Origin of the sequence: Nitrospirillum guanabarense (assembly GCF_034653355.1) — a bacterium.
Lineage (GTDB): Bacteria > Pseudomonadota > Alphaproteobacteria > Azospirillales > Azospirillaceae > Nitrospirillum.
In genome coordinates this window covers 574,637-590,121 of sequence record NZ_JAYEER010000001.1, presented here as the reverse complement: position 1 = coordinate 590,121, position 15,485 = coordinate 574,637, and the positions used below count along the sequence as shown (strand labels likewise).

13 protein-coding genes are annotated in these 15,485 nt (G+C 67.8%); 9 read left to right on the top strand and 4 right to left on the bottom strand.

The genetic code is table 11. From position 1 onward, the window contains the following. The first annotated feature begins 38 nt into the window (after nucleotides 1-38). The 4 genes from UAA55_RS02415 to UAA55_RS02400 all read left to right on the top strand — a co-directional run bounded on the left by UAA55_RS02415 (nucleotide 39) and on the right by UAA55_RS02400 (nucleotide 4,806). Nucleotides 39-1,538, top strand: coding sequence for a malonyl-CoA decarboxylase (locus UAA55_RS02415; protein WP_322951073.1), 1,500 nt, complete (start codon nucleotides 39-41; stop codon nucleotides 1,536-1,538). A 51-nt stretch (nucleotides 1,539-1,589) separates the two neighbouring features. Further along, a complete protein-coding gene (locus UAA55_RS02410; RefSeq protein WP_322951072.1) occupies nucleotides 1,590-3,131 on the top strand; it encodes a malonate--CoA ligase in 1,542 nt (513 codons plus the stop codon). A gap of 227 nt (nucleotides 3,132-3,358) precedes the next feature. Further along, on the top strand, nucleotides 3,359-3,889 hold the full coding sequence (locus UAA55_RS02405; RefSeq protein WP_322951071.1) for a DUF2087 domain-containing protein: 531 nt from the start codon (nucleotides 3,359-3,361) through the stop codon (nucleotides 3,887-3,889). 11 nt (nucleotides 3,890-3,900) lie between these two features. Then, nucleotides 3,901-4,806, top strand: a complete 906-nt coding sequence (locus UAA55_RS02400) for an alpha/beta fold hydrolase (RefSeq protein ID WP_322951070.1) — start codon at nucleotides 3,901-3,903, stop codon at nucleotides 4,804-4,806. Between the two features lie 105 nt (nucleotides 4,807-4,911). Here UAA55_RS02400 and UAA55_RS02395 read toward each other — a convergent pair whose 3' ends face one another. Beyond that, nucleotides 4,912-5,079: a YdcH family protein gene (locus UAA55_RS02395; RefSeq protein WP_081486311.1), complete on the bottom strand. Its 168-nt coding sequence runs from the start codon at nucleotides 5,077-5,079 to the stop codon at nucleotides 4,912-4,914. A gap of 408 nt (nucleotides 5,080-5,487) precedes the next feature. Between UAA55_RS02395 and UAA55_RS02390 the strand changes: the two genes are divergently transcribed. Then, a complete protein-coding gene (locus UAA55_RS02390; protein ID WP_322951069.1) occupies nucleotides 5,488-6,816 on the top strand; it encodes an MFS transporter in 1,329 nt (442 codons plus the stop codon). 137 nt (nucleotides 6,817-6,953) lie between these two features. On the opposite strand, the gene UAA55_RS02385 is transcribed toward UAA55_RS02390, so the two are convergent. Both UAA55_RS02385 and UAA55_RS02380 read right to left on the bottom strand, forming a co-directional pair. Then, nucleotides 6,954-8,438, bottom strand: a complete 1,485-nt coding sequence (locus UAA55_RS02385) for a hypothetical protein (RefSeq protein WP_322951068.1) — start codon at nucleotides 8,436-8,438, stop codon at nucleotides 6,954-6,956. Continuing rightward, nucleotides 8,435-9,184, bottom strand: a complete 750-nt coding sequence (locus UAA55_RS02380) for an ABC transporter ATP-binding protein (protein ID WP_322951067.1) — start codon at nucleotides 9,182-9,184, stop codon at nucleotides 8,435-8,437. Before UAA55_RS02380 ends, UAA55_RS02385 begins: the two co-directional genes overlap by 4 nt. A 218-nt stretch (nucleotides 9,185-9,402) precedes the next feature. On the opposite strand from UAA55_RS02380, the gene UAA55_RS02375 reads away from it, so the two are divergent. Beyond that, nucleotides 9,403-11,076: an alkaline phosphatase family protein gene (locus UAA55_RS02375; RefSeq protein WP_322951066.1), complete on the top strand. Its 1,674-nt coding sequence runs from the start codon at nucleotides 9,403-9,405 to the stop codon at nucleotides 11,074-11,076. 13 nt (nucleotides 11,077-11,089) lie between these two features. Here UAA55_RS02375 and UAA55_RS02370 read toward each other — a convergent pair whose 3' ends face one another. After that, on the bottom strand, nucleotides 11,090-12,031 hold the full coding sequence (locus UAA55_RS02370; protein ID WP_322951065.1) for an ion channel: 942 nt from the start codon (nucleotides 12,029-12,031) through the stop codon (nucleotides 11,090-11,092). A gap of 300 nt (nucleotides 12,032-12,331) precedes the next feature. Here UAA55_RS02370 and UAA55_RS02365 point away from each other — a divergent pair, with 300 nt between their 5' ends. The 3 genes from UAA55_RS02365 (at nucleotide 12,332) to UAA55_RS02355 (ending at nucleotide 15,482) form a co-directional block, all read left to right on the top strand. Continuing rightward, a complete protein-coding gene (locus UAA55_RS02365) occupies nucleotides 12,332-14,227 on the top strand; it encodes a potassium transporter Kup (RefSeq protein ID WP_322951064.1) in 1,896 nt (631 codons plus the stop codon). 80 nt (nucleotides 14,228-14,307) lie between these two features. Continuing rightward, nucleotides 14,308-14,784, top strand: a complete 477-nt coding sequence (gene bfr, locus UAA55_RS02360; RefSeq protein ID WP_322951063.1) for a bacterioferritin — start codon at nucleotides 14,308-14,310, stop codon at nucleotides 14,782-14,784. A 179-nt stretch (nucleotides 14,785-14,963) separates the two neighbouring features. After that, entirely contained in the window at nucleotides 14,964-15,482 is a 519-nt protein-coding gene (locus UAA55_RS02355) for a hypothetical protein (RefSeq protein WP_322951062.1), read from the top strand. Nucleotides 15,483-15,485: the final 3 nt, after the last annotated feature.

Genomic DNA, 15,485 nt, shown 5'->3' with positions numbered 1-15,485 from the left:
ATCTCGACCCCTGGTTCGCAACCCGCGAGGCCCAGTTCATGAGCAGCAGCACCTTCTTCCGGTCCATGTTGACGACCATCGCCGACCGCGGCCGCGCCCTGCTGCGCCGCCACGGCCCCATGGTGGAGGATTTGCTGGAGGACGCGGCCAAGCTGATGCCGCTGTCCGCCAAGGGCCAGCCCAAGCGTGACCTGCCCACCTTGTGCGACACCCTGCTGTCGGGCCGGGGCGAGGCGTCGGGCGTGGCGCTGGCGGAGCAGATCCTGGACCAGTGGGCGACCTTGAATGCCGCCGGCCAACGAGCTTTCCTGTTGGATTTGGCCTATCGTTTCGGTCCCGATCCGATCAGGCTGGACAAGGCCATCGACGCCTATCGCGCCGCCCCCGGCGCCGGGACCGCCCTGACCCTGCACAATGCCGCCGAAGCACGGCGGCAGGAGCTGTTCCGCCGCCTGAACCTCGCCCCCGGCGGGACGGAGGCGGTGGTGCGCATGCGCGAGGCCCTGTTCCGGGTGATGGCCGACGCCCAGGGCGTGGAAAAGCAGGCGCTGGAGGCGGTGGACGCCGACTTCAGCCACCTGCTGGCCAGTTGGTTCAACCGTGGCTTCCTGGTGCTGCGTCATATCGATTGGACGACGCCGGCCAACATCCTGGAAAAGATCATCCGCTATGAGGCGGTGCACACCATCCGTGACTGGGACGACCTGCGCCGCCGCCTGGCGCCGTCCGACCGCCGCTGCTTCGCCTTCTTCCATCCGCAACTGCTGGACGACCCGCTGATCTTCGTGGAGGTGGCGCTGGCGCCCGACATCCCCGCCAGCATCGACGCCCTGCTGGCGGAGGGGCGCGCGCCCATCGCGGAGGAGGATGCGACCACCGCCGTGTTCTACTCCATCTCCAACTGCCAGGAGGGGTTGCGCGGCGTCTCCTTCGGCAACTTCCTGATCAAGCAGGTGGTGGAGGATTTGCGGGGGGAACTGCCCAACCTGAAGACCTTCGTCACCCTGTCGCCCGTGCCGGCCTTCGCCAAATGGCTGGCGCGGGAGCGGAAAGACGACGGTTCCATCGTTCTGCGACCGGCGGACAAGGCCATCCTGACGGCGCTGGACCAGCCGGACTGGCAGCGTGATCCCGGCACGGCCGCCACGGTGTCACCCGTGCTGTTGCAGGCGGCGGCGCATTATTTCCTGAAGGCCAAAGCCCGGGGCAACAGGCCGGTGGACCCGGTCGCCCGCTTCCACCTGGGCAACGGCGCCCGGCTGGAACGCCTTAACTTCCTGGGCGATCTGTCGCCCAAGGGTCTGGCCCAATCCCATGGCCTGATGGTCAACTACCTTTATAAGCTGGACGACATCGAAACCAACCACGAGCGTTACGCCGACAAGGGTGAGGTGGTGGCCGCCGCCGCCGTCCGCCGCCACCTGAAGGCCGAGCCCAAGCCCGAGACCGGTAAGGACGAACCGCCGCCCAAGCCCAAGGCGGAGGTCGCGTCCAAACACCCCCGCCAGCCCGTCGCCGACGCCCAGCCCCCCGTTTAAGCCTCAACGATAATAACGCCCCCAAGAAGAAGATCCCGGAGTGTGACTGTCATGGCCAACCATCTCTTTTCCCTGATCCAGGGCCGCATGCCGGCACGGGAGACGCCGTTCATCATCATTCCGGAGACCAAGGGCCAAGCCGAGCGGACGCTGACCTACGGTGACATGGTGACCCTGTCGGCGCGCATGGCCAACCTGCTGGTGGCCCGGGGGGTGAAGCCCGGCGACCGCGTGGCGGTGCAGGTGGAGAAGAGCGCCGAGGCCATCATGCTCTATCTCGCCTGCGTGCGGGCGGGCGCCATCTACCTGCCGCTGAACACCGGCTATACCCTGGCGGAACTGGACTATTTCATCGGCGACGCCACGCCCCACCTGGTGGTGTGCGATCCGGCCAAGGCCGGCCCGATGAAGGAACTGGCCCACGCCAAGGGTGTGGCGGAGGTGGAAACGCTGGGTGGCCAAGGAGCGGCCGATGCCGGCACCCTGCTGGCGGCGGCGCTGGAGCAGGCCAGCACCTTCGTGGATGTGGACCGGGGGGCGGACGACCTGGCCGCCATCCTCTACACCTCCGGCACCACCGGCCGGTCCAAGGGCGCCATGCTCAGCCATGACAACCTGGCCTCCAACGCCCTGACCTTGGTGGACTATTGGCGGTTCACGGGCCGCGACGTGCTGCTGCACGCCCTGCCCATCTTCCATACCCACGGCCTGTTCGTGGCCACCAACACCCTGCTGCTGGCCGGTGGCGCCATGATCTTCCTGGGCCGCTTCGATGCCGACGAGGTCATGCGCCAGTTGCCGCGCGCCACCACCATGATGGGCGTGCCCACCTTCTATGTCCGCCTGCTGCAGCATGCCGGCCTGACCAAGGAGGCGACCGCCCATATGCGGCTGTTCATCTCCGGTTCCGCCCCCCTGCTGGCCGAGACCCATGACAGCTGGCGGGCCCGCACCGGCCTCGCCATCCTGGAACGGTACGGCATGACCGAGACCAACATGAACACCTCCAACCCCTATGACGGCGACCGGGTGGCCGGCACCGTGGGCTTCCCCCTGCCGGGCGTGGCCCTGCGCGTGGTGGATCCGGAAACGGGGGCCGCTGTTCCCCAGGGGGAAATCGGCATGATCGAGGTACGCGGCCCCAACGTCTTCAAGGGCTATTGGCAGATGCCGGAGAAGACGGCGGCGGAGTTCCGGCCCGACGGCTTCTTCATCACCGGCGACCTGGGCAAGATCGACGCCCGGGGCTATGTCCATATCGTCGGCCGGGGCAAGGACCTGGTCATCTCCGGCGGCTACAACGTCTATCCCAAGGAGATCGAGACGGAGATCGACGGCCTGCCCGGCGTGGTGGAAAGCGCCGTCATCGGCGTGCCGCACCCTGACTTCGGTGAGGGCGTCACCGCCGTGGTGGTGCGCCAGAAGGGCGCCACGGTGGACGAGGCGACCGTTCTGGCGGCGCTGGATGGTCGCCTGGCCAAGTTCAAGCAGCCCAAGCGCGTGTTGTTCGTGGACGACCTGCCGCGCAACACCATGGGCAAGGTGCAGAAGAACCTGCTGCGCCAGGAATATCAGGCCCTCTACAAGAAATGAGAGGCCGGGCCGGGGCGGTCATCCGCTGCTCCGGCCCCCCGGTTTGCCACGCCTTGACCAGCGGGTGCGGCATGGTATAACCGCGCCACGGTCCGCAGTTCACCGAGGCGTTGCCGCCCCGCGAGGGGAGCTAAACCTGCATTTGCCCATCTGACACGCGCTTATCCCGTGCCGGGTCGAAAGACGGCGACCATCGACGTTCCATCCGGCGCAGACGAGGATGAGACATGTCCAGATCCGCCCTTCCGCTTGCGGTCAATGACCTCGCGGCCTTCGCCCGTTCCGTCCGGGAACAATACGGCAAACTCGATCACCCGCCCGGGCACGTCGAGACGTTGAATATCCTGTGCCGCGCGGCCGGTTTCCGCAATTTCCAGCAGTTCCGGGTCCTGGCCGCCGCCGATGCGCGGCCGGCTGAGCCCGTGGCCGACCAGGCCCGTGTGGAGAAGACGGCCCGCCATTTCGATCGTGAGGGCAGGCTTGTGCGCTGGCCGGCCAAGGCCAGCCAGCAAGAGCTTTGCCTCTGGGCGCTGTGGGCCCGTATTCCGCCGCGGGAGGTGTTCACCGAACGCGCGTTCGGGGATCTGCTGACCCGCTGGCACCTGTTCGGCGACACCGCCCTGCTCCGCCGGGCCCTGTTCAGCGCCGGCCTGGTCCATCGCAGTCGCGACGGCCGGGAATACCGCCGCATTGAACGCAAGCCGGTGGCCGAACTCAGCCCCCTGCTGGCCGTCTTGCGCGGCCCCGCGGCCGCCTGAAGCGCGAGGTGATGATGGTTTTTCAGAAGACGCCGGCAGGGGCGGGTGTCATCGCCCTGCCGGCCTCCATCCGCACGCCCACCGCCCGTGGCCCCATCGAGCATATCGATGCCGGCCAGGGCCCGGCCCTTCTGGCCCTGCACGGCGGCATGGGCGGCTATGACCAATCCTGGCTACTGGCGCGGGCGCTGGTGCCGGATGTGGGCGCCTGGCGGATCATCGCGCCGTCCCGCCCCGGCTATGGCCGCACCCCGCTCACCGCCGGTGGCGCGCCGGAACAGCAGGCCGACGCCATGGCGGCCCTGCTGGATGCCCTGGGTGTGCCGCAGGCGGTGGTGGCCGGGGTTTCGGCAGGCGGCCCGCCCGCCCTTCAGTTCGCCCTGCGCCACCCGGATCGCTGCCGGGCCCTGATCCTGGTCTCGGCCGCAACGGGGCGCCTGGATATTGGCGGGGATATCATGGGCCGGCTGCGCGCCATGAACGTTCTGGCCAAGCTTCCCGGCTTGCCGGCGCTGTTGCGCTGGCGCGTCGCCCGCGACCCGCGTGTGGCCGCCGCCCGGTCCATCCACGACCCGGACGTCCTGGAGCGGACGTTGCACGACCCGGAGGCGGGCCCGCTGCTGGTGGCGCTGTTGACCGGTGTGATGGACCATCTGGGCAACCGCCTGCCCGGCACCGGCAACGACATGGTCCACCTGGCCAATCCGCCTGACTTCCCGTTCGAGCGGCTGCTCATGCCGGTGCTGGTCATCCACGGCACTGACGACAGGATCGTGCCCTTCAGTCATGGCCTTGCCGTCGTGCGGCGGGCACCGCGGGCGCGCCTGCTGGACATCACGGGCGGGGAGCATGTCGCGCTGTTCACGCACCTGCGGCAGGTTCGGGCGGCCGTGGCCGCCTTCCTGGCTCAGGGGTGAGGGGGGCCGCGCGTAAAAAAGCCGGATGGGACGGCGCCCATCCGGCTTATCCTTACCTTGGGTGCCCGGCTGTGTCGTGCACAGGACCGGTGGCCAGCAGGCGGCTTAATGCCGCGTGTGTTCGTCGATCTTCTCTTTCAGCCTGAGCTTTTCGAATTTCATGCGCTGCACGAGGGCGCTGTCATGATAGGGGCGTGCCAGTTCGCTGTGGATGCGGTCTTCCAGACTGGCATGCTTCTGGCGCAGGCTTTCGACGAAATTGTCAGTGGCCATAGTTCCCTCCAGCTATCTGTTCAAGGGATAAGGGCGACGGTGCCTTGTGTGCCTTAGACGATGGTCCGGTTCTGGCAGTATTTCCATCCCGCTTGTCGCCAGCGCAACACCATTGGCGCTGGCATATATTTTCTTTTATTGACGCACCCGTCATCGGGCGACGATCGCCGCCTTGAAGCGGTCATGCCGCGTTTCAAAAGCTTACGCTCCTCATAGGCCGAAGTCTGCAACAAAATTGGGTAGTGCTAGACGAAGGGCAGGTGCGCGCTAAGCCAGTGTCCGGCCGGCTATGACGGGTCGGTGACAGCCATATGACACCCGAAAGGCGCCGTGTTTCAAGGGTTCTTGAAATATGGGTAATTGCCCGTATTATGGAGCGCCCTCGTACCCCGATCGGATAAGTGCGCCATGACCGACGCGACCGCCCCCAAAAGTTCCTATGGATCCGCCCCAACCCTGGCGCGGCGCCTGGCCCGGCAGGTGGATGGGCGCATGCATTACGGCTGGGTGGCGGCGGCCTTGGCCTTCACCACGCTGCTTGTGGGGGCGGGGGTGCGGGCGGCGCCGGGCGTGCTGTTCGTTCCGTTGGAACAGGCGCTGGGCTGGGACCGCGCCACCATCGCGGCCGCGGTGTCGCTGAACATTTTCCTCTACGGTTTCATGGGCCCGTTCGCGGCCGCCCTGATGCAGGCGGTCGGTGTCCGGCGCACCATCCTGACAGGGCTGGGGCTGCTGGCCGTGACGACCATCACCAGCACCCTGATGACCCAACCCTGGCAGATGATGCTGTCGTGGGGCCTGCTGGTGGGCCTGGGTACCGGTCTCACCTCCATGACCTTGGCGGCCACGGTGGTGAACCGCTGGTTCATCAAGCAGCGCGGCCTGGTCATGGGCCTGCTGACCGCCAGCTCGGCCACCGGCCAGCTGGTGTTCCTGCCGGGCATGGCCGCCCTGGCCACCCATTTCGGCTGGCAGGCGGTGGGCCTGACCGTGGGCGCCGCCGCTCTTGTGCTGGCGCCCCTGGTGGGCCTGCTGCTGCCCGACAGCCCGCGCGCCGTGGGCCTGGCGCCCCTGGGCGGCACGCTGGAGGATGAACTGCCGCAAGGGAGCGGCAACCCCATCGTCATCGCCTTCACCACCCTGGCCCGGGCGTCGAAATCGGTGGATTTCTGGCTGCTGTTCGGCAGTTTCTTCGTCTGCGGCCTATCGACCAACGGCCTGATTGGCACCCACCTCATCTCCGCCTGTTTCGACCAGGGCATTCCCGAGGTGATGGCCGCCAGCCTGCTGGCGCTTATGGGCCTGTTCGACCTGGTGGGCACCACCGGGTCCGGCTGGCTGTCCGACCGGGTGGACAGCCGCAAGCTGCTGTTCTGGTACTATGGCCTGCGCGGCCTCTCCCTGTTCTACCTGCCCCTGTCGGGTTTCAGCCTGTATGGCCTGTCTGTCTTCGCCGCGTTCTACGGCCTGGACTGGATCGCCACCGTGCCGCCCACGGTGCGCCTGGTCACCGACCGTTTCGGCCGGCGCGACGCGCCCGTGGTCTTCGGCTGGGTGGGGGCGGGCCACCAGATGGGCGCGGCCTTGGCCGCTTATGGCACCGGCATCATCCGCACCGAATGGGGCAGCTACTTCCCCGCCTTCCAGGTCGCGGGCCTGGCCTGCGTGGTGACCGCCGTCATGGTGTTGTTCATTAACCGCCGCCGCAGCGGCGCGACGCTGGCCCCGGCGGAGTAGCGCCGGGCGAACCGCTCTCCGATAAAGGCCGATAGGCCGCGATTGCGGCCGCCGGAGCGAGCACCGCCCAGTTAATGTAAAGGGCGGCGCAGCGAGGACAGCCGAGGGGCGAATGCCCCGCTGGCGCCTGAAGCGACTTATAAAGGCGCCCGCAGGATGGCCACCAGGCCCAGCAGGCCGCCGGCCACCAGCAGGGCGAAGGGGTTGTGGTGCAGCATCAGGACGGTGGCGCCCATCCAGCCGTAGCTCATCATCATTTCCAGCAGGGTGCGGCCCACCAGCTTGCCGGTGGCGCCCTTGCGCGGCTTCAGTACCTGGTCCACCGCGCTGCCGCTGACGGGCTGCACCCACAGGCTGGCCACCACGGCGCAGAAGATGGCGGCGATGCCGCAGCTGAGGATGGTCAGCGTGCCCCACAGGCTGATGCCGCCGGCCAGCGCCGCCACCAGCACCACCGCCGCCAGAGGCGGCAGGCCGGCGGCCTCCACCTTGGCCTGGCGCAGGCGCTTGGGTGTGACGGGGGCGGCGTTGATCAGGTCGGCGGCGCCGTCGGCCAGGGCCAGCTTGGCCAGCGTGCCGGCCGTCAGCGCCGCCATGGGCACCACCAGGGCGGCCAGGGCCAGTGGGTCGGTGCGCCATTGATCCTGCATGGAGATGACCAGGATGATGGCACCGCTCATCTGCTGGAACAGCAGCAGGGGCAGTTGCGGGTGGCGGCGCATCAGGCGCCATTCCTTGCGGCGCAGCAGGGGGCCCAGACGGTCCTGGAAGTGGTGGGCCTTGGCCGGGGCCCTGGCTGCGGCGGTGGTGGCGCCGGCCGCGGCGGAGGCGGTGGCGATGAAGGTGGGGCCCCAGCGCACGGTCACGCCGGCGAAGATGCTGACGCAGGCGATGACCAGGACGGCCAGCGACAAGGGATCACCCAGCAGGGCGTGGCCCGGCAACAGCGCGAGGGCCGCCAACGGCCCGTGCCTCAGCCCGTCGGTGCGGGCCATCCAGTCCAGGTGCGGACCCAGTAGGCGGGGGATCTGCCCCGCCAGCCCCATGAGCATGCCGGTGAAGGCGGCGACGCCCTGGCCCACGACGCGGGCGCGCCGCACCCCCACCCAGCGCACCAGCAGCAAGGCCACCAGCAGGGCGACGCCCGTCACGGCCAGGGCCAGGGCGGGCAGCACGAGGTAGGCGGCCAGCCAGTTGAGGTGGCCGAAGATGGCGCCCATGTTGGCGATGGGCAGGATAAAGGCGGCGGGAAACAATAGGGTCCCGGCCGTCACCGCCAGGGCGCGGGCCGGCAGGATGATGGCGGGCGACAAGGGGGATGACAGCAGCAAGTCGTAGTCGCCCCGGGCATAGATCGTGTCCATGGCGCGGTAGATCGCCGTGCCCATCATGAAGCAGCAGGCCAGCGCCGCCACCATGGCGCCGATCGCCGGCTGCATGTCGGCCGCACCCGCGCCCGCGCTCCCCTGGTCGGCGTCCAGGGCGAAGAAGGCGCCCAGGACGTGGAACAGGATGACCATGCCCAACAGGGTGAGCCATGCGGCGGGTGAGGAAAGCTTGATGCCCCGCGCGGTCAGACGCAGTTCATGCCGCAACAGCCAGGCCAGGGTGCCGGCGGTCATGCCGTTTCCCGCTCGACGGCGGGCGCGGCCACCAGGTCCAGGAACACGTCTTCCAGGGTGCTGTCGTCACGGCCCACCCGGCCGCGCAGCTCCGCCAGCGTGCCCTCGGCCAGCAGCCGGCCGTCCTGGATGATGCCGATACGGCTGACCAGCCGTTCGGCCACGTCCAGGATGTGGGTGGTCAGGATGATGGTGGCGCCGGCGCGTACCCGCTCCACCAGGATGTCCTTCACCTCGCGAGCGATGGCGGCGTCCAGGCCGGTCAGCGGCTCATCCAGGATCAGCAGGCGCGGGTCGTGGATCAGGGCGCCGGCCAGGGCCGCCTTCTGCTTCATGCCGCGCGAGAAGCCCTCGCACCGCTCCGCCCGGTGGTCCCACAGGTCCAGGCGGTGCAGCAGCTCCTCCGCCCGGGCGCTGGCGTCGCGGGCTGCCACGCCCCACAGGCCGGCCACGAACTCCAGAAACTCCAGCGGCGTCAGCTTGTCGTAAATCAGCGGCTCATCCGGCAGCCAGGCGACCTGCCGCTTGGCGGCGATGGGATCGGCCAGGGCGTCGACGCCGAAGATGCGGATGCTGCCGGCGTCGGGCCGCAACAGGCCCACGATCATGCGCAGCGTGGTGGTTTTGCCCGCGCCGTTGGGGCCCAGCAGGCCGTAGAACTCGCCGGGCGCGATGGTCAGGTCCAGGCCCCGCACCGCCGGCCGGCTGAACGCCTTGGCCAGTCCCCGCACTTCCAACGCCGTCATGCATCCCCCAAGGTGGCGCCACCGCAGCATTTCCACCTTAAGTCAGGCGCCCCGAGGGAACAAGCGGGGGCGAAACACATGACATTTCAACGACAACGCCAGACATCTGTTGCGATCGGGCCGCCAATGGAAAACAACGGTGCGGGCCTGCGTCGCCCGGTCGCATGGGGACCGGTCGCCGGGGCCCGCCGGTCGCAAGGGGTGAGCAGGGGGATGTGATGACGCGTTGGTATTCCAGGATGGTGGCGCCGCTGATGGGGTCGCTGTGCGCCGTGGCCACCCTGATGGCCGTGCCCGCCGTTGCGGCGGATGCCGAGGCGCCTGCGCCCAAGCTGATCGTGCTGGTCTCGGTCGACCAGTTCTCCACCGACCTGTTCCAGCAATACCGCGGCCATTTCACCGGCGGCCTGCGCCGGCTGACGGAGGGGGCGGTGTTCCCCAACGGCTACCAGAGCCACGCGGCCACGGAAACCTGCCCCGGCCATTCCACGCTGATGACCGGCGACCACCCGGCCCGCACCGGCATCATCGCCAACGACTGGTACAGCTTCAAGGGCCCCCGGCCGGGCAAGATTTACTGCGCCGAGGACGAGAGCAAGGGCAGCTACAAAGCTTATGTCCCCTCCGACGTGCACCTGAAGGTGCCGACGCTGGGCGAACGGATGAAGGCGGCCGATCCCGACGTGCGTACCGTCTCCGTCGCCGGCAAGGACCGGGCGGCCATCATGATGGGCGGTCACGCCGTGGACGAACTGTGGTTCTGGAAGGACGGCCAGGGCTTCATCTCCTATGAAGGCCGCACCGCGCCGGCGGCCGTCACGGCCGTGAACGAGGCCGCCATGGCCGAGATCGCCAAGCCCGCCAAGGAATACGCCGAGCCGGAATGGTGCAAGGCCATCGACATGCCGGTGGCGGTGGAGAGGAAGGACGACGTCCTGACGGTCGGCGACGGCCGCTTCGCGCGCCAGCCCGGCCCCAAGGCGGAAGCGCAGTGGCGGGCGTCGCCCGCCTTCGACGCCGCCATCGTCGACCTGGCCGTCCGCCTGATCAAGGACATGAGGCTGGGCCACGGCAAGTCCGTCGACGTGCTGACCGTCGGCGCCTCGGCGACCGATTATATCGGCCATAGCTACGGCACAGAAGGGTCCGAGATGTGTATCCAGGTGGCCAACCTGGACCGCACGCTGGGCAAGCTGGTCGCGGCCCTGGACGCCACCGGCGTGGACTACGTCCTGGCCCTATCGGCCGACCACGGCGGCAATGATATCCCCGAGCGTGAGCGCCTGCGCGGCATGCCCATGGCGGCGCGCGTGGACGACGGCCTTGTGTCGGAGAACCTGGGCAAGAAGGTGGCACCCCTGGGCGTGGACGGGGCGGAGCTGCTGTTCGGTGGCACCAACGGCGACGTCTGGGTGGGGCCGACGGTCGCGGGCACCTGGCGGACCAAGGTGCTGAACGAGACGCTGGCCCTGTACCGCGCCGACCCGCAGGTGGCGGCCGTCTACACCGCGGCCGAGGTGGCGGCGGCGCCGGTGCCGACCGGCGCCCCGGACGCCTGGAGCCTGCTGGATCGCGCGCGGGCCTCCTTCGACCCCGGCCGGTCGGGCGACCTGGTCGTCTTCCTGAAGCCGCGCATCACCGCCATCCCGTCCAAGCCCGCCAGCTACATCGCCACCCATGGCAGCCCCTGGGACTATGACCGGCGCGTGCCCATGCTGTTCTGGCGCAAGGGCATGACGGGCTTCGAGCAGCCGCTTTCCGTCGAGACGGTGGACATCATGCCGACGCTGGCGGCCCTGGTGGGCTTCAAGCTGGCCCCCGGGGATGTCGATGGCCGCTGCCTCGACCTGGATGGCGGCACCGGCGATACCTGCCCGGTTATCACCCAGTAAAACGCTGGCCGGTTTACGCGCCCACGGGCGGTCGACTTGGCTCCCCGTCCGGTTCCGGCTTGGGCAATCGCTGCGGCTCGGTGTCGTGGAAGCGGCCGAAATCCAGCAGGCGGTGGCCGTCATCGTGCACCTTGATGATGTCGACGAAGCGCTGGCCCCACAGGACGTCGCTGGCCTCGTAGGTTTTGCGGCTGTAGACCTTTTGCGAATAGTTTTCGTCCGTGCCGCTCAGCAGGACGATGAAAGTCGCCTGGCTTTGCCGCAGGGTCCATTCCGTCTGGCCATATAGCGGGCTGCTCTCATCGATGCGGTGGACGATGGTCCAGGACAGGGCGAACAGGGGCGACTTGGCCCGCACCAGCTTCAGCTCCTCGAACCCGCGCATCATGGTGCCCTCTTCCGTGATGCGCATGGTGCTGAACGACACGCTGGCCTCGGCCTCCAGGATCTGGTTGCCGCGCGTGTTGCCCGCCCGCAGCATCAGCACCGGGTGCCCGTCATGCTGGGTGAACAGGATGTTGCGGCTGAACAGGATCAGCGCCTTGGGACGGGAGAAGCGGGCGAAGATCAACCCGGTGATCTGGGCCACGCCCAGCATGCCGGTGAAGGACTCGGCCGCCGCCACGCTGTTGGCGTAGACGGTGTTGGGCGCCATGACGCCATAGCCCATGGTGCCCAGCGTCTGCACGCTGAAGAAGAAGGCGTCGGTGAAGGACCCGATGCGGGCGTTGGTGACACCGCCCGGCTCCATCAGGTACAGGCCGGCGAAAATCAGGTTGGCAATCAGGTAGATGGCCAGCGCCAGGCCAAAGAATCCACCCCAGGAGATGCTGAGCAGGAAGTGGTAGGGATCCTGCCAGCGCAGGGCCGGCACCCCCTTCAGGGTGGCGAAGGGGCGGCCGTCGACGGTGATGCGGCGTTGGTGCAGGCGGGCCAGTGGGCGATGGGGTGGCACGGGCTAAAAACCGTTTGTTCAGCGGGGGTTGCAGGGCTTCCGCCACCATAGCCCAAGTGGCGCGAAATGTCGTTTTTTCAAGCGCCGGACGGACCCGCCCCATGCTGCACCTGCGATGTCATGGTTGACTGCGGTCGTAATCCGTCCCAGGGTGGTGACGTGGTCGATCCGGCCGCTTTGCCACCGATGTCGTGTTTCAACTGTCGTTTCGTTGCTATCGGATACCTATCTCTTTTAGCCATGTGCCCCGACCAGTCGCAGAACACGCCATCCTAACGCAGTCCACGCCGATCCCCACCGATGCAATCCAGCCACTCTAGCGACCAGCACGACGCCGGTCGCCGCCACTGGGCCCTGACCCTCGGGGCTTTGGGTGTCGTCTACGGCGACATCGGCACCAGCCCCCTCTACACCATGCACACGGCGTTCGACCCGGCCATCACGGGCATGCCGCTGAACGAGGCCAACATCTTCGGCTTCCTGTCGATGGTGGTGTGGTCGCTGGTGCTGGTGGTGACGCTGAAATACGTCGTCCTGATCCTGCGCGCCGACAACAAGGGCGAGGGCGGCATTCTTTCCCTGTCCACCCTGGCGCTCAGCGGCAAGGACCGGTCGCGGTCCCAGCGCCGGCTGATGACCGTGCTGGCCATGCTGGGCCTGGCGCTGTTCTACGGCGACGGCATGATCACGCCTGCGGTGTCCGTCCTGTCGGCGGTGGAGGGGCTGGAGATTTCCGCCCCGGACGTGCAGCACTGGGTGGTGCCCATCACCGTGGTCATCCTGGTGGGGCTGTTCCTGATCCAAAGCGGCGGCACCAACACCGTCGGGCGGCTGTTCGGGCCGGTGATGTGCTTCTGGTTCGCCTGCCTCGGCGCCATGGGCGTCGTCCACATCCTGCAGGTTCCCCATGTGCTGAAGGCGCTGGATCCGCGCTACGCCCTGGACCTCGCCTTCAACCACGGCTGGTCGGTGTTCTACATCCTGGGCGCCGCCGTCCTGTCCTTCACCGGTGGCGAGGCGCTGTACGCCGACATGGGCCACTTTGGTCGCCGGCCCATCCGCCATGCCTGGGTGGCCGTGGTCTTCCCGGCGCTGGTGCTGAACTATTTCGGCCAGGGCGCCCTGCTGCTCAGCAGGCCCGAGGCCATCGACAACCCCTTCTTCCTGCTGGTGCCGGACTTCCTGCTGCTGCCCCTGGTGGTGCTGTCCACGGCGGCCACCATCATCGCCAGCCAGGCCGTCATTTCCGGCGTGTTCTCCCTGACCCGCCAGGCGGTGCAGCTGGGCTACATGCCCCGCATGGAAATCCGCCACACCTCGGAAAGCGAGATCGGCCAGGTCTACGTGCCGCGCATCAACTGGGCCCTGCTGGTGGCCGTGGTGGCGCTGGTCATCATGTTCGGCAGTTCCGCCAAGCTGACCGACGCCTACGGCCTGGCGGTGACGGGCAGCATGGCCATCACCACCATCATGGCGCTGTTCACCGCCCGCGACGTGTGGGGGTGGAGCCGGCCGCGCGCCGCCGTCGTCTTCGGCTTCTTCCTGTTCATCGACTTCAGCTTCCTGACCGCCAACTGCCTGAAGATCCCCCAGGGCGGCTGGCTTCCCCTGACGGTGGGCTTGGGCGTGTTCGTGCTGGTCTCCACCTGGCGGCTGGGGCGCAAGGTGCTGTACGACCGCATCTACCGCGACGCCCTGCCCATGTCGCTGTTCCTGGAACGGGCGGATCGCACGCCGGTGCGCGTGGCCGGCACCGCCGTGTTCATGACCGGCAGCGTCGACAAGGTGCCCCACGCCCTGCTGCACAACCTGAAGCACAACAAGGTGCTGCATGAGCGCGTGGTGCTGATGCGGGTGCTGACGGAAGAGGTGCCGTGGGTGACGCGTGAGCGCCGCGTGTCGGTGGAAAAGCTGGGCAAGGGCTTTTTCTCCGTCACCGCCCATTTCGGCTTCATGGAACAGCCCAACGTGCCGCGCGCGCTGGCCGAATGCCGTCCGCTGGGCCTGGCCATCGACCTGGCGGAGACCTCGTTCTTCCTGGGGCGTGAGACCCTGGTGCCATCCAGCCGCTCCGACCTCACCCGCTGGCAGGAGCAGGTTTTCATCGCCCTGTCGGCCACCGCCTTGTCCGCAACGACATTTTTCGACATTCCGCCCAATCGTGTGGTGGAATTGGGGACCCAAGTCGAAGTTTAATCCCCAGTCGGGAACGCCGCGCGGCAGCCGGTGTCATGGACCCGTTCCGGGATTGGACCCGCCTATAAGGAGAATAAGTGATGAAGGGCGATCCGCAGGTCATCGTTCACCTGAACAAGATCCTCACCAATGAGCTGACCGCCATCAACCAGTACTTCCTGCATGCGCGCATGCTGAAGAACTGGGGCTTGATGCGCCTGGCCAAGAAGGTCTATGAGGAATCCATCGGCGAGATGAAGCACGCCGATAAGCTGATCGAGCGCATCCTGTTCCTGGAAGGCCTGCCCAACCTGCAGGATCTGCTGAAGCTGAAGATCGGCGAGGATGTGCCGGAGATGTTCGAGGGCGATCTCTCCATCGAACGGCACAACCGCACCTGCCTGCAGGACGCCATGACCTATGCCGAGTTGGTGCGTGACTTCCAGAGCAAGGAAATCCTGCGGGAAATCCTGGAAGACACCGAAGAACACATCGACTGGCTGGAGACCCAGCAGGATCTGATCCAGCGCGTGGGCCTGCAGAACTACCAGCAGGAACAGATGGGGTCGGGGTCGTAAGACACCGCGACATCGCGCGGAGAACTGGGGAAGGCCGGACGCGTCATGCGCCCGGCCTTTTTCTTGGATGCCGGGCCGCCGGCTTCGTTGTTGTTTTGTGACAGCGGCGGGTTGCGGCGGCGTGGGGCCCCGGCGTCTGCTATCTCATCCCCGTCCTGGGTGTTGTTCGAGATGCCGTGATGCCCCACCGCCCGCCGTTCCCCCGATCGCCGTCGCCGTCCCGCCGGGCGGTGGTGCTGGGGTTGGGCGGCATGGCGCTGGCCGGCTGGGCGGTTCCCGTCCTGGCGCAGGGCGGTGTCCTGGCGGTGACGGCCGTGGGCGACTTGCCGGGCTTCCTGCCGCAAGAGGTGGCGCCCTTCCTGGCCATCGTCATGAACACCGCCGGCATGAACACGCCCGGGGGCGGGCAGTCCTTCATCGCCGCCGGTTCTCCAGCGCCTGACCGGGTGGAATGGACCTTTCGCCCCAACCCCTACGCCGGCGGCGCCTCGCGCAGCCTGGGGCCGCCCCGTCCGGCCTCCGCCCGGCTGTTCGGCACGCACCGCCTGATCTCGGTTGAGTTGCGGCTTTATCGCGGCGGTCGTTACCAGGCCCAGGTTTTCGGCCAGGTGGAGGTGCAGGGCGGCCGCAGGGACGCCGACCTGCAGACCTTCGTGAGCGATATGACCCGGCGCATACTCGATGCCGTGGCGCCGTAGGGG